21 protein-coding genes are annotated in these 21,358 nt (G+C 70.5%); 13 read left to right on the top strand and 8 right to left on the bottom strand.

Translation table 11 applies throughout. The features are described 5' to 3' along the window. Window positions 1-9: 9 nt before the first annotated feature. The 4 genes from J8M50_RS42470 to J8M50_RS42455 form a co-directional block, all read right to left on the bottom strand. Window positions 10-603 (bottom strand): transglutaminase domain-containing protein, encoded by a 594-nt coding sequence (locus J8M50_RS42470; RefSeq protein ID WP_010354635.1) that lies wholly within the window; start codon window positions 601-603, stop codon window positions 10-12. 71 nt (window positions 604-674) lie between these two features. After that, window positions 675-1,745 (bottom strand): threonine aldolase family protein, encoded by a 1,071-nt coding sequence (locus tag J8M50_RS42465; protein ID WP_010354636.1) that lies wholly within the window; start codon window positions 1,743-1,745, stop codon window positions 675-677. Then, window positions 1,742-2,488 (bottom strand): SDR family NAD(P)-dependent oxidoreductase, encoded by a 747-nt coding sequence (locus tag J8M50_RS42460; RefSeq protein ID WP_029183977.1) that lies wholly within the window; start codon window positions 2,486-2,488, stop codon window positions 1,742-1,744. Before J8M50_RS42460 ends, J8M50_RS42465 begins: the two co-directional genes overlap by 4 nt. A 41-nt stretch (window positions 2,489-2,529) precedes the next feature. Beyond that, window positions 2,530-3,927, bottom strand: coding sequence for a DUF6421 family protein (locus J8M50_RS42455; RefSeq protein ID WP_029183978.1), 1,398 nt, complete (start codon window positions 3,925-3,927; stop codon window positions 2,530-2,532). Between the two features lie 263 nt (window positions 3,928-4,190). Here J8M50_RS42455 and J8M50_RS42450 point away from each other — a divergent pair, with 263 nt between their 5' ends. Next, on the top strand, window positions 4,191-4,859 hold the full coding sequence (locus J8M50_RS42450) for a glycerophosphodiester phosphodiesterase (protein ID WP_029183979.1): 669 nt from the start codon (window positions 4,191-4,193) through the stop codon (window positions 4,857-4,859). A gap of 60 nt (window positions 4,860-4,919) precedes the next feature. On the opposite strand, the gene J8M50_RS42445 is transcribed toward J8M50_RS42450, so the two are convergent. After that, window positions 4,920-5,471 carry a GNAT family N-acetyltransferase gene (locus tag J8M50_RS42445; RefSeq protein WP_010354640.1) on the bottom strand — a complete coding sequence of 184 codons (552 nt, stop codon included), beginning with the start codon at window positions 5,469-5,471 and terminating at the stop codon, window positions 4,920-4,922. 531 nt (window positions 5,472-6,002) lie between these two features. Between J8M50_RS42445 and J8M50_RS42440 the strand changes: the two genes are divergently transcribed. The 7 genes from J8M50_RS42440 to J8M50_RS42410 all read left to right on the top strand — a co-directional run bounded on the left by J8M50_RS42440 (window position 6,003) and on the right by J8M50_RS42410 (window position 12,077). After that, on the top strand, window positions 6,003-6,395 hold the full coding sequence (locus J8M50_RS42440; RefSeq protein ID WP_010354641.1) for a VOC family protein: 393 nt from the start codon (window positions 6,003-6,005) through the stop codon (window positions 6,393-6,395). 679 nt (window positions 6,396-7,074) lie between these two features. Beyond that, a complete protein-coding gene (locus tag J8M50_RS42435) occupies window positions 7,075-7,836 on the top strand; it encodes a VOC family protein (protein ID WP_010354643.1) in 762 nt (253 codons plus the stop codon). A 197-nt stretch (window positions 7,837-8,033) separates the two neighbouring features. Continuing rightward, window positions 8,034-8,630, top strand: a complete 597-nt coding sequence (locus tag J8M50_RS42430; protein WP_029183980.1) for a DUF5134 domain-containing protein — start codon at window positions 8,034-8,036, stop codon at window positions 8,628-8,630. An 89-nt stretch (window positions 8,631-8,719) separates the two neighbouring features. Beyond that, the gene (locus J8M50_RS42425) at window positions 8,720-9,655 is read left to right on the top strand and encodes a M56 family metallopeptidase (RefSeq protein ID WP_010354645.1); all 936 of its coding nucleotides are present in this window, start codon (window positions 8,720-8,722) and stop codon (window positions 9,653-9,655) included. Between the two features lie 150 nt (window positions 9,656-9,805). Continuing rightward, on the top strand, window positions 9,806-10,492 hold the full coding sequence (locus J8M50_RS42420) for a phosphatase PAP2 family protein (protein ID WP_010354646.1): 687 nt from the start codon (window positions 9,806-9,808) through the stop codon (window positions 10,490-10,492). A gap of 115 nt (window positions 10,493-10,607) precedes the next feature. Further along, window positions 10,608-11,297, top strand: coding sequence for an HAD family hydrolase (locus J8M50_RS42415; protein WP_029183981.1), 690 nt, complete (start codon window positions 10,608-10,610; stop codon window positions 11,295-11,297). Between the two features lie 117 nt (window positions 11,298-11,414). Beyond that, window positions 11,415-12,077 (top strand): TetR/AcrR family transcriptional regulator, encoded by a 663-nt coding sequence (locus J8M50_RS42410; RefSeq protein WP_010354648.1) that lies wholly within the window; start codon window positions 11,415-11,417, stop codon window positions 12,075-12,077. Here J8M50_RS42410 and J8M50_RS42405 read toward each other — a convergent pair. Beyond that, complete coding sequence (locus J8M50_RS42405) at window positions 12,062-13,567, bottom strand: LVIVD repeat-containing protein (protein WP_029183982.1); 1,506 nt, start codon at window positions 13,565-13,567, stop codon at window positions 12,062-12,064. The two genes, J8M50_RS42410 and J8M50_RS42405, sit on opposite strands and share 16 nt — an antisense overlap. A 179-nt stretch (window positions 13,568-13,746) precedes the next feature. Between J8M50_RS42405 and J8M50_RS42400 the strand changes: the two genes are divergently transcribed. Beyond that, complete coding sequence (locus J8M50_RS42400) at window positions 13,747-14,394, top strand: DUF305 domain-containing protein (protein ID WP_010354650.1); 648 nt, start codon at window positions 13,747-13,749, stop codon at window positions 14,392-14,394. Window positions 14,395-14,413: 19 nt separating this feature from the next. Here J8M50_RS42400 and J8M50_RS42395 read toward each other — a convergent pair whose 3' ends face one another. After that, a complete protein-coding gene (locus J8M50_RS42395) occupies window positions 14,414-14,866 on the bottom strand; it encodes a DUF6214 family protein (protein ID WP_010354651.1) in 453 nt (150 codons plus the stop codon). A gap of 180 nt (window positions 14,867-15,046) precedes the next feature. Here J8M50_RS42395 and J8M50_RS42390 point away from each other — a divergent pair, with 180 nt between their 5' ends. Together J8M50_RS42390 and J8M50_RS42385 are read left to right on the top strand one after the other, a co-directional pair. After that, window positions 15,047-16,378, top strand: coding sequence for an FAD-dependent oxidoreductase (locus tag J8M50_RS42390; RefSeq protein ID WP_010354652.1), 1,332 nt, complete (start codon window positions 15,047-15,049; stop codon window positions 16,376-16,378). A 116-nt stretch (window positions 16,379-16,494) separates the two neighbouring features. Then, window positions 16,495-17,820: a nucleobase:cation symporter-2 family protein gene (locus J8M50_RS42385; protein WP_010354653.1), complete on the top strand. Its 1,326-nt coding sequence runs from the start codon at window positions 16,495-16,497 to the stop codon at window positions 17,818-17,820. Between the two features lie 61 nt (window positions 17,821-17,881). Here J8M50_RS42385 and J8M50_RS42380 read toward each other — a convergent pair whose 3' ends face one another. Then, entirely contained in the window at window positions 17,882-19,171 is a 1,290-nt protein-coding gene (locus J8M50_RS42380) for an extracellular catalytic domain type 1 short-chain-length polyhydroxyalkanoate depolymerase (RefSeq protein ID WP_010354654.1), read from the bottom strand. Window positions 19,172-19,512: 341 nt separating this feature from the next. On the opposite strand from J8M50_RS42380, the gene J8M50_RS42375 reads away from it, so the two are divergent. Next, entirely contained in the window at window positions 19,513-20,469 is a 957-nt protein-coding gene (locus J8M50_RS42375; RefSeq protein WP_010354655.1) for a pectate lyase family protein, read from the top strand. Between the two features lie 136 nt (window positions 20,470-20,605). Continuing rightward, window positions 20,606-21,334: a pectate lyase gene (locus tag J8M50_RS42370; protein ID WP_370517681.1), complete on the top strand. Its 729-nt coding sequence runs from the start codon at window positions 20,606-20,608 to the stop codon at window positions 21,332-21,334. The last annotated feature ends 24 nt before the right edge of the window (window positions 21,335-21,358 follow it).

The following is a 21,358-nucleotide window of genomic DNA, read 5'->3' as shown; positions in this document are numbered from 1 at the left end:
GCGGGGTCGTCAGAGGGCGGTCGGGAGCGTCGTCCAGAGGTGCGCTCGGTCGGTGGCCTCCTGGAGCGCGCGCAGGACGGCGGGATGGGGCTCCGCGTAGAGGGTTCGATAATCCAACTCGCCCTCCCTCGCGTCGGGAACCCACGCCAGCCGCTCCCCCGTCAACGAGAACTGCGCATCCACCCCCGCCTTGTTCCCGCGCGGGTCCTGCCGGTGCCAGGCACCGTTGAAGCGGACGGCGACCAGGCCGTGGACAACATGGCCGGGACCGTCGTCGTCGCGCAGGAGCTGGTAGCACAGGGCCGTGGGGATGTCCTCGGCGCGCAGGAGGGCGGCGAGGGCGTGGGCCTTGGCGTAGCAGATGCCGGTGCGTTGTTGCAGGACGTCGGAGGCCCGCCAGGTGACGCGGGGGTCCTGGGCGTCCTGGGAGTGGGGGATCCCGTCACGGACGTACACGAACGCGGCCTCTGCATAGGCATACGAGTCGGGTACGTCTGCGGCGAGCCGGGCCGCGGTCTGCCGTACGACGGGATGGTGGTGGTCGATGACCTCGTCGGCCGCCAGGTACGCGGAGAGGTCGGGGGTGTTCTGGATCAGCTCCATGCCCGCCGAGCATAGGAATACGACCACCCGATCGTCAATTCATTTACGGGAGGTCGTATAACTATGCACACCTACCTCGCCATCTCCTCCTTCAGCGCCGCCAGGAACGCGTCCACGTCGTCCTCGCGCGTGTCGAACGAGCACATCCACCGCACGACCCCGGCCGCCTCGTCCCAGAAGTAGAACCGGAACCTCTCCTGGAGCCGGACGCTCACGTCGTGCGGCAGGCGCGCGAAGACGCCGTTGGCCTGGACCGGGTACAGGATCTCGACGCCGTGCACCGCGCGGACGCCCTCGGCGAGGCGCTGGGCCATCTCGTTGGCGTGCCGGGCGTTGCGCAGCCAGAGGTCCTTGGCGAGCAGCGCCTCCAGCTGCACGGACACGAACCGCATCTTGGAGGCGAGCTGCATGGACAGCTTGCGCAGGTGCTTCATCTGCCGCACGGCGTCCTGGTTGATGACGACGACGGCCTCACCGAACAGCGCGCCGTTCTTCGTGCCGCCCAGCGACAGGATGTCGACGCCGACGGCGTTGGTGAACGTCCGCATCGGTACGTCGAGCGAGGCCGCCGCGTTGGCTATCCGGGACCCGTCGAGGTGGACGCGCATCCCGCGCGCGTGCGCGTGGTCGCAGATCGCGCGGATCTCGTCCGGCGTGTACAGAGTGCCGAGTTCGGTGCTCTGGGTGATGGAGACGACCTGCGGCATCGCACGGTGCTCGTCGTCCCAGCCGTACGCCTGCCGGTCGATCAGCTCGGGCGTGAGCTTGCCGTCGGGCGTGGGGACGGTGAGCAGCTTGAGCCCGCCCATGCGCTCGGGCGCGCCGCCCTCGTCGACGTTGATGTGGGCGCTCTCCGCGCAGATCACGGCGCCCCAGCGGTCGGTGACCGCCTGGAGGGCGACGACGTTGGCGCCGGTGCCGTTGAAGACGGGGAACGCCTCGGCGGTGGGGCCGAAGTGGCTGCGGACGACCGTCTGGAGGTGCTCGGTGTAGTCGTCCTCGCCGTACGCGACCTGGTGGCCGCCGTTGGCGAGCGCGAGGGCGGCCATCACCTCCGGGTGCGCGCCCGCGTAGTTGTCGCTGGCGAAGCCCCGGACCTCGGGGTCGTGGTGGCGGCGGGCGTCGGTCTTCGGGGGGTTCACGGCTTCTCGGTGAGCCACAGGCGCTGTCCGTTCACTTCGGCGGCGGTCTTGTCCCAGACGCCGGTGACGGCCTCGGCGAGGTCCTTGACGTCGGTGAAGCCCGCGAACCTGGCGTTGGGCCGCTCCGCGCGCATCGCGTCGTGCACGAGCGCCTTGACGACGAGGATCGCGGCGGCGGAGGTGGGGCCGCCCTCGCCGCCGGCCTTGCGGAAGTAGTCGGCGAGCGCGAGGGTCCACGCCTCGGCGGCGGCCTTGCCGGCGGCGTACGCGGCGTTGCCCGCCGTGGGTGCGCTCGCGCCGGCCGCGCTGACCAGGACGTACCGGCCGCGCTCGCTGCGCTGGAGCGCCTCGTGGAAGGCCAGGGAGGTGTGCTGGACAGTGCGGATGAGCAGCAGCTCCAGGAAGTCCCAGTCGTCGAGGCTGGTCTTGGTGAAGGTCTCGCTGCCGCGCCAGCCGCCGACGAGGTGGACGAGGCCGTCGAGGCGGCCGAACTCCTTCTCGGTGTGGTCGGCCCACGCGCGCGTGGAGTCCAGGTCCAGCAGGTCGACCGGTTCCCCGGTGACGGTCGCGCCGCCCGCCGCGTACCGGGCCGCGTCGACGGCCGCCGCGAGCCGCTCCGGGTCATTGTCGGCGCCGACGACGGTCGCCCCCGCCTCGGCCAGCCTGATCAGCGTCGCCCGGCCTGCCGGTCCGCCCGCTCCGGCGACCGCGATCACCGCACCGCTCAGCGCGCCGTTGGTCATGTTCCTCGCCTCGCTCTTGTTCGCTCGTGTCGTGCGGTCGATCACGCGGCCGTGCGTTCCACGTCGTCCGCCGTGATCCCCTTCGCCGAGGCGATCACATTCTTCAGCTTCTTCGCCAGGGCCTCATAGAACATGCTCAGCGGAAACTCGTCCGGCAGCACGTCGTCCACCAGCTTGCGCGGCGGCTGGGAGAGGTCGAGGGCGTCAGGACCCTTGGCCCACTTGGAGGCCGGGTGCGGGGAGAGATACCGGGCGACCAGCTCGTACCCGGCGAACCAGTGGACGAGCTTGGGGCGGTCGATGCCGTCCTTGTAGAGCTTCTCGATCTCGGCGCACAGGTCGTTGGTGACCTTGGGGGCGCGGTCCCAGTCGATGTGCAGCTTGTTGTCCGTCCAGCGGACGACGTCGTTGCGGTGCAGGTACGCGAAGAGGAGCTGGCCGCCGAGTCCGTCGTAGTTGCGGACGCGGTCGCCCGTCACGGGGAAGCGGAACATCCGGTCGAAGAGGACCGCGTACTGCACGTCGCGCGCCTGCGGAACGCCGTCCGCCTGGAGCTTCACGGCCTCCTTGAAGGCGGTGAGGTCGCAGCGGAGTTCTTCGAGGCCGTACATCCAGAACGGCTGGCGCTGCTTGATCATGAACGGGTCGAACGGCAGGTCGCCGTGGCTGTGGGTGCGGTCGTGGACCATGTCCCACAGGACGAACGCCTCCTCGCAGCGCTTCTGGTCGTGGACCATCGCGGCGACGTCCTCGGGCAGGTCGATACCGAGGATCGATACGGCGGACTCGGTGACCCGGCGGAAGCGCGCGGCCTCGCGGTCGCAGAAGATCCCGCCCCAGGAGAAACGTTCCGGTGCCTCGCGGACGGCGATGGTCTCCGGGAACAGGACGGCCGAGTTGGTGTCGTAGCCGGGGGTGAAGTCCTCGAAGGTGATGCCGCAGAACAGCGGATTGTCGTACCGGGTGCGCTCCAGTTCGGCCAGCCAGTCGGGCCACACCATGCGCAGGACGACCGCTTCGAGATTGCGGTCCGGATTGCCGTTCTGCGTGTACATCGGGAACACGACGAGGTGCTGGAGGCCGTCGCGCCGGTCGGCGGCGGGCTGGAAGGCGAGCAGCGAGTCCAGGAAGTCGGGGACCGGGAAGCCACCCTCGGACCAGGCGGTGAGGTCGGCGACCAGCGCGCGGTGGTAGTCCGCGTCGTGCGGCAGCAGCGGGGACAGCTCGCCGACCGCCATGATCACCTCGTGTACGGCGGCCTCCGCCTCGGCGTGCGTCGGGGCGCCGTCGGCCTCGAAGTCGATCGAGCCGTTCGCCGCCTGCCAGGGGCGGATGCGCTCCACGGCGGCCTTCAGAACCGGCCACGCGGCCTGTTCGACCACCCTGACCTCGGGAGGAAGCCGCTCCCCCGCCGTCGCCCGCACAAGAATTTCTGTCATGTCCCATCCTCCACGGGAGAACCTCACGTAAGGACACCGTAGACATATGGCGTTTCCGTGAGCAAGAAGAACCTCGGGAAATTATCCTGCGCGACTTCATGGTCACCGAATTTTTTCCTGCCGTACACGCCGGGCACGGGTAGTTCGCGCGAGCGCCCCGAGCCCTCCCCCGCGCCCGCGCGCTCCGGGGCACGGGGGCGGGGAGGGGGTCGCAGGGCCTAGGCTGCCAAGCGAACTGGCGTCGACGGAGAGCGAGACGGGCCTTGGAGTTTGTGACGATGGGGCATCGCGGGGTGATGGGCGTCGAGCCCGAGAACACGCTGCGGTCGTTCGTGGCGGCGCAGGAGGCCGGTCTCGACGGGATCGAGCTGGATCTGCACCTCAGTTCGGACGGCACGCTGGTGGTGATGCACGACGCCGACGTGGACCGTTCGACCGACGGCAGCGGGCCGGTCTCCGCGCACAGCCTCCAGGAGCTGCGCGCGCTGGACGCGGGGCGCGGGGAGCGCGTCCCGACCTTCGACGAGGTTCTCGACGTGGTCACGGCGCCGATCCAGGCGGAGATCAAGGACACGCGGGCGGCCCAGGCGCTCGCCGAGGTCATGCTCAAGCGGGAGCTCGTGGAGCGGGTCGAGGTGTCGTCCTTCCACGATCAGGCGCTCGCCGAGATCACTCGGCTCGTGCCGGGCGTGCGGACCGCGCTGATCGGCGGGCGCTACGGCGCCGATATCGCCGACCGCGCGGTGGACGTGGGAGCGCGCACACTGTGCCTCAACCTCCGCCGCCTCACGCTGGAGACGGTCGAGCATGCCCGCAAGCACGATCTGCGGGTCCTCGCGTGGGTCGTGAACACGCAGGATCAGCTACGGCTCGCGCGGGCCTTCGAGTTGGACGGGGTGACGACGGACTACCCGGAGATCAAGGGGAGTTGAGCGGCCGGACGGCTGATCGAATCGTTCAGGGTCTCGATCAGCCCGAAGGAGCCGGGCGTCTCAAGTGCCTTTTCGGTCCAGGGTTTTGACCAGCAGTTCGAACTCCAGGCCGGTGCGGCGCGGGATGCCGAAGCGTTCGTCGCCGTACGGGAAGGGAGTCGTCCTGCCGGTACGGCGGTAGCCGCGCCGCTCGTACCAGGCGATCAGTTCCTCCCGTGCCGAGATCACCGTCATGTGCATCTCGGTGGCGCCCCAGCTCTCGCGTGCCTGCCGTTCCGCCTCCGCGATGATCCGCTTGCCGAGGCCCTCGCCCTGGAGCGCCGGGCTCACCGCGAACATGCCGAAGTAGGCGTGCGTGCCTCGGTGTTCGAGCTGGCAGCAGGCGACGACCGTGCCGGCGCGCTCGACGATCAGGAGCCGGCCGTCCGGCTTCGCGATGACCTCCCGTACGCCCTCGGGGTCCGTGCGTTGACCGTCCAGGAGGTCCGCTTCGGTGGTCCAGCCGGTGCGGCTCGTGTCGCCTCGGTATGCGGACTCGATGAGGGTGACGAGGGCGTCGATGTCGGTGTCGGTGGCGTCGCGGTAGGTCAGGTCGGGGTCGGGGGTGTTCATGGGGGTGGGTCCGTTCTGGGGGCGGAGGGGGCTGTGGGGGTGGGGGTGTGCTGCGGGGGTCCGGTCCGGGGGCGGGCCCTGGGTCTCGGGGCTCGAATCTCGGGGCCCGGGGCCCGGGGTTTGGAGGCCTCGGGGTTTGGGGCTCGGGCCTCGGGATTTGGGGCTCGGGGTTCCGGAGTTCCGGGGCTTGGAGCTCGGGGTTTGGGTTCGGGTTCGGGGGTCTCGGGGTTTGGCTCAGAGCCCGGGGTTTGGGTTCCGGGGTCTCGGGCCCAAGGTCCGGGACTCGGGTTCGGCTCTCGGGGTTTTGGGGGCGGGTCCCGGGACTCTGGTTCGGTTCCCGGGGTTTCGGACTCGGGTCCGGGGACTCTGGTTCGGTTCCCGGAGTTTCGGACTCGGGTCCGGGCTCCCGGATCCAGGGCTCGGGGCCGGGTCCCGGGGTTTCGGGCTCAAGGTCCGGGGCTCCGGGGTGACCTGCGGTTCTCCCAGGCCCGGAGCCTCGCAGAGCCTAACCCTCCCGTAGGCTCCGGACACATGGTGCATGTACTGAGCAGCCGGATCCTCCTCCACCCCGCCGACCCCGAGCGCGCCCGCCGCTTCTACGGCGAGCAGCTCGGCCTCGGTGTCTACCGTGAGTTCGGCACCGGGCCGGAGCGGGGGACGGTGTACTTCCTCGGCGGCGGGTTCCTGGAGGTCGCGGGGCGCACGGACACGCCCCGGGACCCCGGGACACGGCTGTGGCTCCAGGTCCCGGACGTGTCGGCGGCCCGTGACGAGCTGGCCGCGAAGGGGGTCGAGATCGTGCGGGAGCCGGTGAAGGAGCCGTGGGGGCTGATCGAGATGTGGATCGCGGATCCCGACGGAACGCCGATCGTGCTGGTGGAGGTCCCGGCGGACCATCCGATCAGGTATCGGCCCGGTATCTGAGCCGCTCGGATGGCCGGGGCGGGGGTGGGGGCTTAGCGTGCAGGGAGGGGCTCTTACCGGGGTCCCTCTCCGACGGGCGCACCCTGGGAACGCTTCCGGAACGCTGCTTCCGGGGCCCGGCTTCGGCTTCGGCTTCGGCTTCGGCTTCGGCTTCGGCTTCGGCTTCGGCTTCGGCTTCGGCTTCGGCTTCGGGAGGGTCGCCCTCAGGGGCCTCGGCCTCAAGGGGCTTTGACCTCAGGGACTTTGGCCTCGGGAGGCGCTGGCCTCGGGAGGCGCTGGCCTCGGGAGGCGCTGGCCTCGGGAGGCGCTGGCCTCGGGAGGCGCTGGCCTCGGGAGGCGCTGGCCTCGGGAGGCGCTGGCCTCGGGAGGCGCTGGCCTCGGGAGGCGCTGGCCTCGGGAGGCGCTGGCCTCGGGAGGCGCTGGCCTCGGGAGGCGCTGGCCTCGGGAGGCGCTGGCCTCGGGAGGCTTCGCCCCCCGTCCTAGCTGCGGGCTGCGGGCTGCGGGCTGCGGGCTGCGGGCTGCGGGCTGCGGGCTGCGGGCTGCGGGCTGCGGGCTGCGGAAGTCTCGCGACCCATGGCCTCTGCCTCAAGGAGCTCTGCTCTCAGGGGTTCCCGCCTCCGAGGTGCCGGCCCTGGGAAGCTTCCGTGCTCTGTTCTCGGGGTACTTTGGGAGGTACGTCATGAAGCTCGACGCGCCCGTGCCCGGCGGGCCCTGCTGGACCGAGTTGGGTACCAGCGACCTGGACGCGGCGAAACAGTTCTACGGCGGGCTGTTCGGCTGGCGGACGGAGACGGACCCCCGGCAGGAAGCGGGCGGCTACACGATGGCGTACCTCGGCGAGGACGCCGTCGCCGCGCTGACGCCGCTGTACCAGCCTGGTCAGCCGGTCACCTGGAACGTGTCGTTCGCCGTGTCCGACGCGGACGTCAGCACCCGCCTGCTCGTCGAGGCCGGCGGCAAGGTGCTGGTCGGCCCGATGGACGTGTTCGACATCGGCCGCTTCGCCGTAGCCGCGGACCCGGGCGGCGCGGTCTTCCAGCTCTGGCAGGGCAAGACCTTCCCCGGCGCCGGAGTCTTCAACTCCCCCGGCGCCCTCGGCTGGGTCGAACTCCTCACCCGCGACACGGCCCGCGCCGAGTCCTTCTACACGACGGTCTTCGGCTGGACGATCCGCCCCTCCGCCCGCTACCCCCAACTCGGCGTAGGCGGCGAGGACTTCGGCGGCATGCTCACCATGGACGACCGCTTCCCGCCCGAGGTCCCCCCGCACTGGCTCCCCTACTTCGCGGTGACCGACGTGGACAACACGGCGTCCACCGCGGCGAGTTCGGGCGGTACGACCCTGATGGCACCGATGACGGTCCCCGACGGCCCCCGCATCGCCGTCCTCCGCGACCCGCAGGGCGGAGTCTTCGGCGTCTACCACAGCACCGCCGCCTGACGCGTCGGCGACCCCCTTCACGCCCCCTCGTGCACTTCTGCGCTCGTGTGCGCGCCGCCAACCCCGGGCATCGCTCACTCCGTACGGAACGCTCGGGGCGGAACGCCAGGAACGAGAGGTCCGACAAGCGAACACCCGGCACGCGAACGCCCGGCGCGGATTCACTCACGCACAGGACACGGCACGGGGAGGTGCACGTGCACGGACCGGCTTCGCTCAGCTGGCTGCTGGTGGCGTTGTGCGCGGCGACGGGGGCCTACTGCCTGCTGCGGATGCGCAGCACGGACGAGGGGCAGCGCAGGGCCGCGGGCGGTGAGGCGGTGATGGGGTTCGGAATGGCCGCGATGGCGGTACCGGCGGGGGTGTTCACGCCGCCGGGGTGGGCGTGGCCGGTCTACCTCACGGTGTTCGGAGTGGCGGCGGTGCGCTCGCTGTGGGCGGTGCGCGGGGGTGGACGGGACGGTTCCGGCGTCCTGAGCGGGCTGGTCGGACACCATGCGCATCACCTCGTGGGCGCGCTGGCGATGGTCTACATGGCCGCCGTGATGGCCGCGACGCCGTCGCACGTGCATGCGCACGGGAGTTCAGGCGTGCCGCTGCTCACGGGCGTACTGCTCATGTACTTCGCAGCGTACGTCCTGGCATCCGGCGCGAGACTCGTACCCGTGGGAACGACGACCGGTGGGGACGTCAGCGAAGGCGGCCGTCCGGGATGGGGCGACCGCCCGGAACTGGCGCGGGCGTGCCGCTTGTCGATGGGAATCGGAATGCTGGCGATGCTCCTGAGCATGTGACACCCCACCCCACCCCCAAACAGTGTCCTGCGTCACTTTGCCACCCCGGCACCACCCTTGATCACACCCCCGCTCATAGGCTGCTGCCCATGACGGTCCCCGCGGTCCTCCTCCTGCTCGGCTTCGTGACCGCCGTCGCGGCCCCCCGGCTGCTCGCCCGGGCCAGTTGGCCGGACCGGGAACCGGTGGTCGCGTTGTGGGCCTGGCAGTGTGTGGTCGCGGCGGTGCTGCTGTGCTGCGCGCTGTCGATGACGTTGAGCGCGGCGGCGGCCTGGCAGGCGGTGCGGGGACACGTGTTCGCCCCGGCGCCGCACGGGGTCGTGGAGGCGTACGCCCTGACGACGACCGGCCCTTGGGCTGCGGCCACGGCCGTGTCGCTGGCGTGCGCGGGCCTGTGGAGCGGGGCGATGCTGGTCCGGGAGATCGTCCGCGCCCGACGCCGGCACCGGGTCCGGCGGGCCGAACTCCGGCTGCGGGTACCGCTGTTGCCGGGTGAGCAGCCGGGCGGCGAGCGGCTCGTGGTGCTGGAGGGCGACCGTCCCGACGCCTGGTTCCTGACCGGCGCGAAGCCTCAACTCGTCGTCACCACAGCCGCGTTGCGCCGCCTGAAGGGGCGTCAGCTGGACGCCGTACGCGCTCACGAGCAGGGGCACGCGCAGGCTCGGCACGACTGGCTGCTGCACGCCTCGGGGGCGCTGGCGAACGGGTTCCCGCAGGTGCCGGTGTTCGCGGCGTTCCGCGACGAGATGCACCGGCTGGTCGAACTCGCCGCGGACGACATGGCGTCGCGCCGCTTCGGCCGGCTCACCACGGCCCTCGCCCTCGTCGAACTCAACGAGGACAGAGGGGTGTTCGGCCCCACGCCCACCCCGGACGCCCACCTCTCCCAACGGGTCGACCGCCTCCTGACACCCCCGAACCGCCTCCCCCCGACCCACCGCCTGCGCCTCACGGCACTCGCGACGCTGGTCCCGGCGATCCCGGTCCTGATCACGCTGGTCCCGGGCTTGCGCGCACTGAGCTGAGGGCGGACACCCCGCACAAGGCCAGGCCCGGCACACCTCGCGCGAGACGCTGAGTCCGGGCCCGGCACACCCCGAATCCCCACCCCCCGAAGCCACCCCCGCTCCACCCCCCGTTCGCCTCCCCCACCCCCCATCCGCGAGGATCGACCCATGCACCCCCCACCCCTCGCCTCCCCGCCCCACCCTCCGACCCACCCCCCGGCCGCCCGCGCCGCCCTCCTCCTGGGCGCCTCCTTCGCCCTCCTCCTCACCCTGGTCTGGGCGGAGTGGCCCCCGATCCTCGACGCCGACGGCGAGGTCTCGCGCACCACACACCGCTGGGCAGTCGACTCCCCCGCCCTCACGCAGGCGTCCCGCATCCTCACGGACTGGGTATGGGACCCCCTGACGATGCGCCTGCTGCTCGGTGCGGTGGCCGTAGGGCTCGTGATCCGCTGGCACGCATGGGGCACAGCACTGTGGCTCGGGGTCACCTCGGCCGTGGGGACGCTGATCCAGCAGGGCCTGAAGAGCGCCGTCGGCCGGGACCGCCCGGTCTGGCCCGACCCCCTCGACTCGGCCCACTACGCGGCCTTCCCCTCGGGCCACGCCCTCACCACGACGGTCGCGTCCGGGCTTCTGCTCTGGCTCCTGCACGTGCACGGCTGCTCACGCACGGTGTGGCGCACAGCGGTCACGGTCGCGGCGGTATCCGTCGCCGGCGTCGGCCTGACCCGGGTCTGGCTGGGCGTGCACTGGCCGACGGACGTCCTCGGCGGCTGGCTGCTGGGCGCGCTGATCGTCGTAGCGGCGATCGAGGCGCACCGCCGCATCCTGAACGGCGACCCGCACCGCTGAACGCCCCCTCACCGGCCGCCGATCACGCGCTACGGCACTCCCCCGCCGCCTGCCCTCAACTGACCCGCAGGTCAAGCCCCCTGCGCCAACAAGCCCCCCGGGTAGAGTCCACCGCATGAGCGCAGTGCTGTTCGACTTCTCCGGGACCCTCTTCCGTATCGAGTCCACCGACTCCTGGCTCCGCGCGGTGGTCGAGGACGCCGGACTCGCCCTGCCCGAGGCCGAGTTGGCCGAGTACGCGCGCGCCCTGGAGGACGTGGGCGCGCTGCCCGGCGGCAAGGGAGAGGTCCGGGTGCCGGAGGAGCTGGCGGAGGTGTGGCGGGTACGGGACGAGAGCGCCGAGGCGCACCGAGCCGCGTACACGGGCCTGTCCCGGCTGGTCCCGCTGCCCGACCCGGCGCTCCACGACGCCTTGTACGAGCGGCACAAGCAGCCTGCCGCCTGGTCGCCGTACCCGGACGCGGCCGAGGTGCTGGGGGCGCTCAAAACGCGGGACGTCAGGATCGCGGTGGTGAGCAACATCGGGTGGGACCTGCGGCCGGTGTTCCGCGCGCACGGTCTGGACCGGCTCGTCGACGCGTACATCCTGTCGTTCGAACACGGCGTGCAGAAGCCGGAGTCGAAGCTGTTCGCGATCGCCTGCGGGGCCCTCGGGGTCGAGCCGCGGTCGGCGGTGATGGTCGGGGACGACCGGCGGGCGGACGGCGGGGCGGCCGCGCTGGGCTGCCGGGTGCACTTCGTGGACCATCTGCCGGTGGCCGAACGGCCGGACGGGCTAAGGCCGTTGCTGCAATTCGTGGGCTGAGTACGGCCGGGCGGTCTTGTTCGGGCGATCCCCCGCATCGCCCGAACAAGGCCGCCCGGCCCGTGTCACCGCGTCGATTATAGTTGGCTGCCGACCAGTCAACGCAGGAGTTACAGAATGTCCCCGCGCAGCGCATCGGTCAATGAGGAATTGCGAAGGCGTTCCCGTGAGCGGCTGCTGCTGGCGGCCCTGGAGCTGGTCGGTGAGCGCGGGTACGACGCGACGACGCTCGGGGACATCGCGGACCGGGCCGGATCGGCGCGCGGGCTGGTGTCGTACTACTTCCCGGGCAAGCGTCAGCTCGTGCAGTCGGCCGTGCACCGGCTCATGCACCGGACGTTGCAGGAGGCGCTGGAGAGCGAGCCGTGCGTCGAGGGGGGCGCGGAGCGGATGGCGCGGGCGATCGACGCGGTGCTGGGTCTTGCGAGGGACCGTACCGTGCTGATGCGCCAGCACATGGCGGGGATGCTGGACACGGAAGGGTTCGTGCAGTGCCCCGAGCAGCGGCGGCTGGCGGAGCTGCTGCGCGACACGGTCGTCCGGCACGGCTCGCGGGACGTGGACACCGACTACCCGATGCTGCGCGCGCAGTTGATGGGCGCGGTGTACGGGATGGTGCTGCCGAACGTGCCGTTGGCGCTGGAGACGCTGCGGGCGGAGCTGTTCGGGCGGTACGGGCTGGAGTGGGGGCAGGGGTTCCCGCCGGACGCCGAGGCGTCCGGCGGGGTGCGCGACCTGGATCTGTCACGCTTCTTCGAGACGGGTCACCAGCCGAAATAGTCCGGCTGCGTCTGGACGTTGAGCTGGTCCAGCCGCACCCACTTGGCCGGATCCGTGCGCCAGTCGTCGATCCTGAGGACGTCGAAGCCGTTGCTGATGTCGTTCGAGTAGATGTAGCCGTTGTAGTAGTACGCGGACCACGAGCCGCCGCTGGTGAGGGTCGTGGCGTTGTCGGGGCCGCGCTCGAAGTAGGCGATCTCCCTGGGCCGGCTGGAGTCGGTGAACTCCCAGACGGAGACGCCTCCTTGGTACCAGGCCTGGACCATGAGGTCGCGGCCCTTGACCGGGATCAGCGAGCCGTTGTGGGCGACGCAGTTCTCGGTGCTCGCCTGGTGGCGGGGGATCTTGTAGTAGCTGCGGAAGACGAGTTTGCGCTTCTCGCCCTTGCCGACGATGTCGTAGATGCCGTCGGCGCCGCGGTTCGGGCCGATCTCGGCGTTGCAGGTGGCCGCCCCGCCGCCGCCCAACTCGTCGGTGAACACGACCTTGTTGGCCTTCTGGTTGAAGGTCGCCGAGTGCCAGAACGCGAAGTTGACGTTGTCCTGGACCTGGTCGATGATCTTCGGCCGCTCCGGGTCCTTGATGGACATCAGGATGCCGTCGCCCATGCAGGCGCCGGCCGCGAGGTCCAGCTCGGGCAGGGCGGTGAGGTCGTGGCAGCCGGTGGTCTTGGCGACGCCGGGGTTGGTGGGCGAGCCGGGGTTGCCGCCGCCGTCGGGGCCCTCACCGGGGAAGAGCACGGTGAAGTTCAACATGGCCGCTTTTTCAGGGGCGTTGCGCGGCACCTTGATGATGGAGATGCCGTCGTGCGGGGGCTGGCAGTCCGGGTACGTCGCGTTCGGCGAGTACGAGGAGACGTAGAGGTAGATGTTCCTGCGCTCGGGCACCAGGGTGTGGGTGTGCGAGCCGCAGGGGGTCTCCACGGCGGCGATGTACTCGGGGTTGCGCTTGTCGCTGATGTCGAAGATCTTCATGCCCTCCCAGGACGACTTCTCGGTCGCCGGCTGGGTGGTGGAGTTGCAACTCGCGTCGCTGCGCGAGGAGTCCGTGGACAGGAACAGCAGGTCGCCCTCGACGGTGACGTCGTTCTGCGAGCCGGGGCACAGTACCTGGGCGACGGTCCTCGGGGCCTTCGGGTTGCTGATGTCGAAGATGCGGAAGCCGTCGTAGTTCCCGGCGAACGCGTACCTGCCCTGGAAGGCGAGGTCGGAGTTCTTGTCGCGCAGCACGTCCTTGGGGACGTTGGCGAGGTGCTTGATGTTGGCCGAGTGGACGATCTCGCCGACGCCGGGTATCTCCCCGGCGGCTATCGCCTCGGCGACCTCGGCCCGGTCGCTCTGGGACACCTTGCGCTCCGCGGCGGGCGTATCCCCGGGGTCGGGGATCGCGAGCGCCGGGGCGGCGGTGAGCAGCGTGGCCAGCAGTCCGATCACACCGACCAGAACTCCCAGTCGTCTGCGCCGCGTTCGGGGCTCCTTCAACAGGATCACTGTGTCCTCCCTCGTCGCCGTTCCTCACGGAACGGTTCGCAGTCCCCGAAGTATCGTCTTAGTCATGCCCACACCAACAGACGGCAACAAGCTCGTCACATAACTTTTCGATCAGCGGGGCACAGATCCGTGCTAGGACGGTCACAGCTGTTCCAACTCGCCTGCAACTGGAGGTCCTTGTGCGCTCTCGCCGCGCGTCCGTGGTCGCCGCCGCACTGGTGGCGCTCGCTCTGGCCGGCTGCGACTCGGGGTCGGACGACGAGCCGAAGGCGGCGCGCAGCGGGGGTCCGACGGTGCTCGTGCCGGGGATGCCGGGTGAGGCGAACCGGACGATGTCCGCCGAGGAGGCGGCCGAACACCGGGCGCAGGACGACTCGCCCAACACGGCGGACGTGTCGTACGCGCAGATGATGATCGTCCATCACGCGCAGGCGCTGGAGATGACCGCACTCACCCCGGACCGCGCCGGGTCGGCGGCCGTGAAGGGGCTCGCGGAGCGGATCGCGGCGGCGCAGAAGCCCGAGATCGAGATGATGCGGGACTGGCTGACGTCCCACAAGAAACCCCAGCAGGCGCAGGGGCATGCGGGCCACGCGGCGATGCCGGGGATGGCGACGGACGCCCAACTAGCCGAGCTGCGCGGCAAGAAGGGCGCGGCGTTCGACAAGCTCTTCCTCACCCTGATGATCACCCACCACGAGGGGGCGATCACCATGGCGACGGACGTCAAGGCACAGGGGAACAACATCCAGGCGGAGGAGATGGCGGACGACGTCGTCGCCCAACAGGCCAGTGAGATCGCCCGGATGCGCACGATGCTCCAGTGACCGGCGTCAACTGACGCGCTCAGGGCCTGATATGACGAGGCGTCAGGAATCCGGCGTCCCGCGCCTGCGCGATGAGCCCCAGTGAACGGCGCCTGCTGTGGCCGGTCGCGCCCATCACGGCGAGGACCGGGTCGGCGCCCTCCTCCTGGGCGGCCCGGTACTCCCGGGCGACGAGCCGGTGGCCCTCCGCGCCGGGCGGCCAGGCGGGGCGGGCGCGGCTCGGGCCGGTGTGTCCTTCGCCGCCCTCCCCGCCGCACATCTCGAAGAGCGGGCCCTCGATCCAGTCGGCGAGGACGGTCAGGTCGACGAGGGACAGCGCGGGCTGGGCCTTGACGTCCTCGATGGAGACGTCGCCGCCGCAGACCACCGCGAGGACCTCGACCCACGCGCGGTCGGGGAAGGCCAGGCGGACGGTGTACCAGGCGGTCGCGCCGCCGCTCTCCCGCACTTCCCACGCGGGCCACACGGACACCTCGGCGTCCTCGGCGGGGCGATCAGAAAGATTAAGAAAAGATGCTTCTAGCACACACGCAACGTAACCGCATCATCACTTTCCATACGAACAGACACGCACACCGGTCCGGCCCGGCACCCTGACAGCGCAGCCCGCCCGGTGCCATCCTGGAGACCTCCCCCGCGTGAGGAGTTGCGCGTGCTGCGAGTCGCCGTCGTCGGTTCCGGGCCGAGCGGGGTCTACACCGCCCAGTCCCTGGTGGAGCGCGATCCCGAGGTCGTCGTCGACGTCCTGGACCGCCTGCCGTGCCCGTACGGCCTCGTCCGCTACGGCGTCGCCCCCGACCACGAGAAGATCAAGTCCCTCCAGAACACCCTGCGGACGGTCCTGGAGCACGACCGGGTCCGCTTCCTGGGCGGCGTCGAGGTCGGCCCGTCCGGCGTGACGGTCGTACGACTGCGCCAGATGTACGACGCCGTCGTGTACTGCGTCGGCGCGGCGACCGACCGGCGGCTCGGGATCGACGGGGAGGAGCTGCCGGGAAGCTGGTCGGCGACGGAGTTCGTGTCCTGGTACAGCGCGCACCCCGACGCCGTCGCCGACGGCTTCCTGACCGGCGTCCGCTCGGCCGTCGTGATCGGGGTGGGGAACGTCGCGGTGGACGTGACGCGCATCCTGGCGCGCGGCGAAGCGGAGCTGAGCCCGACCGACATGCCTCAGTCGGCGCTGCTCGCGCTGGCGGACAGCGGGGTGCGCAAGGTGCACATGGTGGGCCGGCGCGGCCCTTCGCAGGCACGGTTCACGACGAAGGAGCTACGGGAGCTGGGGAGCCTGCCGGGGGTCGAAGTCTCGTTGGACGAACGGGAGTTGGCGCTCGATCCGGGGTACGTCGACCCGTCCGGGCTGGCGGCGGCCCAGCGGCGGAACGTGGCGGCGCTGCGGGGGTGGGCGGTTTCCGGCGCGGGCGCGGCGAGCCGCCGTATCCGGCTGCGTTTCTTCCTGCGGCCGGTCGCGCTGCTGCCCGATGCGCGGGGGCGGGTGGGGGCCGTGCGGTTCGAGCGGACGCGGCCCGACGGGAGCGGGGGTGTGCGGGGCACGGGGCAATTCGAGGAGATCCGGGCCGAGTTGGTGCTGCGGTCGGTCGGGTATCGCGGGGTGCCGCTGGCGGGGCTGCCGTTCGACGACGCGCTCGGGACGGTACCGCACAGGGCCGGGCGGGTGCTGCGGGACGGGGTCGTATCTCCGGGTGAGTACGTGGCGGGGTGGATCAAGCGGGGGCCGACGGGGGTGATCGGGACGAACCGGCCGTGCGCGAAGGAGACGGCGCTGTCGCTGCTAGCCGATGTGACGGATCATCAACTCCCTGATCCGTTGCCGCTGTTGAGGGCGGACGGCGTGGAGCCGGTCGGGTGGGAGGGGTGGCGGGCGATCGAGCGGGCGGAGGCCGCGTGGGGTGCGTCGCTCGGGCGGGGCGTGGTGAAGCTGCCGGACTGGGCGGCGCTGCGGGCGGCGGCGTCCCCCAGCGCCTGATACCGGCACCTGATACGCGGGATACAGAGCGGCAACACCCCGGAAATCAACAATCTGTTCAACCGTCCTACGGTCACATCCTGCCGCTTTCCGTCCCCTTCCGCTCAGGAGCGCACATGACCGTCCACCCCGTCGACGAGGTGCCGCCGATACGTCACCTGGCCGCCTTCGGCCTCCAGCACGTCCTCGCGATGTACGCGGGTGCGGTCGCCGTCCCGCTGATCGTCGGCGGCGCGATGAAGCTCTCGGCGGCCGACCTGGCGTACCTGATCACCGCCGACCTCCTGGTGTGCGGGATCGCGACGCTGATCCAGTGCGTGGGGTTCTGGCGGTTCGGCGTACGGCTGCCGATCATGCAGGGCTGTACGTTCGCGGCGGTGTCACCGATGGTGCTGATCGGTACGACGGGAGGTGGACTCCCCGCGATCTACGGCTCGGTGATCGTGGCGGGGCTCGCGATCATGCTGCTGGCACCGGTGTTCGGGAAGCTGCTGCGGTTCTTCCCGCCGCTGGTGACCGGGACGGTGATCCTCGTCATCGGCCTGTCGCTGCTGCCGGTCGCGGGCAACTGGGCTGCGGGCGGGGTCGGTTCGGCGGACTTCGGGGCGCCGAAGAACATCGGGCTGGCCGCGTTCGTCCTCGCGGTCGTCCTGCTCGTCCAGCGGTTCGGGCCGCCTTTCCTGAGCCGGGTCGCTGTGCTCGCCGGGATCGTCGTCGGGCTCGCGGTCGCCGTCCCGTTCGGGTTCACGGACTTCGGCGGGGTCGGGGACGCGGACTGGGTCGGGATCAGTACGCCGTTCCACTTCGGGGCGCCGGTGTTCGAGGCGTCGGCGATCATCTCGATGCTGGTCGTGGCCGTGGTGACGATGACCGAGACGACCGGCGACCTGATCGCGGTCGGCGAGCTCACCGGCCGTGAGGTGAAGGAGAGTTCGCTCGCGGACGGGCTGCGCGCGGACGGCCTGTCGACCGTCCTCGGCGGGGTGTTCAACACGTTCCCGTACACGGCGTACGCGCAGAACGTGGGGCTGGTCGGGATGACGCGGGTGCGCAGCCGGTGGGTCGTCGCGGCTGCGGGCGGGATGCTCGTCGTCCTCGGGCTGCTGCCCAAGCTGGGCGCGGTGGTCGCCGCCGTACCGGCGCCCGTGCTGGGCGGAGCGGGGCTCGCGATGTTCGGGACGGTCGCGGCGAGCGGTCTGCGCACGCTGGCCGGGGTGGACTTCCGCGACAACCACAACCTGACCGTCGTCGCCGTGTCGGTCGCGGTGGGGTTGCTGCCGGTCGGGGTGCCGACGGTCTACGCGAAGTTCCCCGACTGGTTCCAGACGGTCATGAACAGCGGGATCAGCGCGGGGTGCCTGACGGCGATCGTCCTGAACCTGCTCTTCAACCACCTTCCCTCGAAGGCGAGTTCACCGGTCGCCGCGCAGGCAGAAAGCTGACGTCCAGAGGACGGAGCCGGGAAGTCACAGGACCCCCCGGCTTCTTGACGTCCTGTCAACTCTACGAGCAGGCAGTGTCGTTGAGGGTGAAGGCGCTCGGCGCGGCCGAGTTGCCGGTGTGGTTGGCCTGGTAGCCGACGGTCACGGACGCGCCGGGCGCGAGCGCCGCGTTGTACGCCACGTTCGTGGCCGTCACCGCGCCGGAGGCGGGCGCGTACGTCGCCCCCCAGCCGCTGGTGATGGTCTGGCCGGCGGGGAGGGTGAAGGCGAGGCGCCAGCCGTTGACCGCGGCGGTGGCGGTGTTGGTGATGGTCACGGAGTTGGTGAGGCCGGTGTTCCAGGCGCTGACGCTGGACGTCACCTTGCAGGGCCCGGTCGGCGGGTTGGGGTTGCCGGGGCCGCCGGGGTCGGGGGTGAGGCCGAAGAAGGTCAGGACGCGGGCGCCCATGCCGGCGGCGTACACGCCATGGCCGGTCTGGACGCTGATCGCCTCGACGGGGGCCCGGTCACCGGTGGAGCCGTAGCGGGTGCGGGTCCAGCCGTTCGGCGAGTCGGTGAAGGACGGGGTCTGGGTCAGGCCGTGGACGTTGGTCCACTGCTTGATCTCCTCGCCGAAGTTGGGGTAGCGCAGGGTGTCGTCCTGGGTGCCGTGCCACAGCTGCATGCGCGGCCGGGGGCCGGTGTAGCCGGGGTAGGCGCCGCGGACGAGGTCGCCCCACGCCTGCGGGGTGCGGATGATCGTGCCGTTCGCGCAGTCGCTGTTCCACTCGGAGCCGTTCGTGGTGGCGAAGCAGGCGAAGGGGACGCCCGCGAAGGCGGCGCCGGCCGCGAAGACGTCCGGGTAGTCGCCGAGCAGGACGTTCGTCATCATCGCGCCGGACGACATGCCGGTGACGAAGATCTTGGTCTTGTCGGCGGCGTAGTTGGTGACCGCCCAGTCGACCATCGACTTGATGCCGACGGGGTCGCTGCCGCCGCCGCGCTTGAGTGCCTGCGGGGAGGAGACGTCCCAGCACTTGCTGGCGCGGGTCACCGACGGGTACACGACGACGAAGCCGTACCGGTCGGCGAGGGACTTGTACTCGCTGCCGTTGTAGATGTCGGTCGCGGAGCCGCCGCACCAGTGCACGGCGACGATGACGGCCGGGTGGGCGCTGACATTGGCCGGCGCGTACGCCCACATGCGGAGGTTGCTGGGGTTGGCGCCGAAGCCGGTGACCTCGGTGAAGGTCGCGGGCGGCACGGGTGCGGCGGAGGCGGGCGGCGGGGCGAGGAACAGCGCCGCCAGCAGCACGACGAGCGCAGTGAGCGCCGAACGCAGCGCCGTGCGGGGGGAATTGAGGGTGGACACGGATCGGTCCCTTCTGGTCACGGCTCGGGGACGGGTCAGCGGGGGGAGTTCGGTCGCGTCGGCAGGGCGCGGCTTCGGCGGTCGTCCGATTCGCATGGTGGCATGGGCACGCCACCCCATGGAAGCGCTCCCACGCGACTTTCGGGACTTTCGGAGCGGCCGGATCCGTTCTGCGCGAGGCGTTGACCAGAAAGCGCTTGCCCTCTACGTTCCGTTCAATGATGTGACCGAGCCGCGCTTTAGTTCCCCCCAAAGGCCGCATCACGCTCGCACTGGCGCTCAACATCACGTTTTTTGTTCACGGACATGTACAACCATGCCCTCGTGAAGGGACGCCCCCCATGCGTACGCATCCCCTGGCCCGCAGGACCGCACAGGCCGCACTGGCGGCGGCGCTTGCCCTCGCCCTCCCCCACCCTGCCGGGGCGGCAGAGTCCTCGCCCGTCGGGTTCGGCGCCGGGACGACCGGTGGCGGCAGCGCCTCGGCGGTCACCGTCTCGACCCTGGACGCGTTCAAGTCGGCGGTGACCGGCGGTAGTTCGAAGGTCGTGCGGGTCAACGGCCTGATCACGTTGAGCGGTCAGGTCGACGTCGGGTCCAACACGACGGTTCTGGGCGTCGGTTCGTCGTCCGGGTTCACCGGTGGCGGGCTGCGGCTGAAGAACGTCACGAACGTCGTGATCCGCAACCTCGCCATCAGCAAGCCGCTGGCTCCCGCCGACGGCATCGAGGTGCAGCGCTCGACGAAGGTGTGGATCGACCACAACTCCTTCTCCGCCGACCGCAGTCACGACAAGGACCACTACGACGGCCTGCTCGACATCAATCACGGCTCGGACCACGTCACCGTGTCCTGGAACACCTTCAAGGACCACTTCAAGGGGTCGCTCGTCGGGCACAGCGACAAGAACTCCGCCGAGGACACCGGGCACTTGAGGGTGACGTACCACCACAACCTGTTCAGCGACGTGTACTCGCGGATCCCCAGTCTGCGGTTCGGGACCGGGCACTTCTACGACAACTACGTCACCGGCGCGGAGACCGGCGTGCACTCGCGGATGGGTGCGCAGATGCTCGTCGAGAACAACGTCTTCCGGAACACGAAGATCGCGGTGACGACGAGTCGGAGCAGCGATGTCGACGGGTTCGCGAATCTGCGCGGCAACGATCTCGGGGGCGCGGTGACCGAGGTGTCGCGGACCGGGTCGTTCACGGCGCCGCCGTATGCGTACACCGCTGAGCCGGCGTCGTCCGTGGTGGCGTCGGTGTCGGCGGGGGCGGGGGTCGGGAAGCTCTGACGGCTCGTACTCCTCGCGAACGCCTCCCCTCTTTCCACGGCGTTTCACTCCCCAACAGGAAGAAGGCACACGGGACATGACCTCTTTAACGCGTGCAGCAGGCAGTGGCCTCGCCGCACTCTCGCTCTCGTTTGGCATGATCATGACTAGCGGCGCGGCCTCACCCGTGCAGGCGGCGACCTGGCCGTCTGCCAACGGGAGCCAGGCCGTCACCGCGACGATCCCGGTCTCCGGCACCAAGGACTACGGGATGAAGCGGCTCTACGGCAGCGGCGACCTCGGCACCGGCGGGCAGAACGAGGACCAGGACCCGATCCTCGAACTCGCCGCCGGGGCCGTCCTGAAGAACGTCATCATCGGGGCGCCCGCCGCCGACGGCATCCACTGCAAGGGCGCCTGCACACTCCAGAACGTCTGGTGGGAGGACGTCGGCGAGGACGCCGCGACCTTCCGGGGCTCGTCCTCCTCCAACGTCTACACCGTCTCCGGCGGGGGCGCGCGCTCCGCCAGCGACAAGGTGTTCCAGTTCAACGGCGCCGGGACGCTCAACGTGTCCAACTTCGCCGTCCAGAACTTCGGCACCTTCGTGCGGTCCTGCGGCAACTGCTCGACGCAGTACAAGCGGACCGTCAACCTCAACTCCATCGAGGCGACCTACTCCGGCGGCAAGCTCGTCGGCATCAACACCAACTACGGTGACAGCGCGACCCTGCGGGGCATCACCATCGTCGGCGACGGCAGCCGCAAGATCGTGCCCTGCCAGAAGTACATCGGCAACAACACGGGCAAGGAACCGACGACCAACGGCTCCGGCCCGGACGGCACGTACTGCAAGTACGCGACGTCGGACATCACGTACAGGTAGTCCTCCCACGGGATACCCGGCCGC

This window comes from Streptomyces acidiscabies (genome assembly GCF_020010905.1).
GTDB classification, from domain to species: domain Bacteria; phylum Actinomycetota; class Actinomycetes; order Streptomycetales; family Streptomycetaceae; genus Streptomyces; species Streptomyces acidiscabies.
The sequence above is the reverse complement of the archived record's forward strand: the minus strand, read 5'-3'. Positions and strand labels throughout refer to the sequence as shown.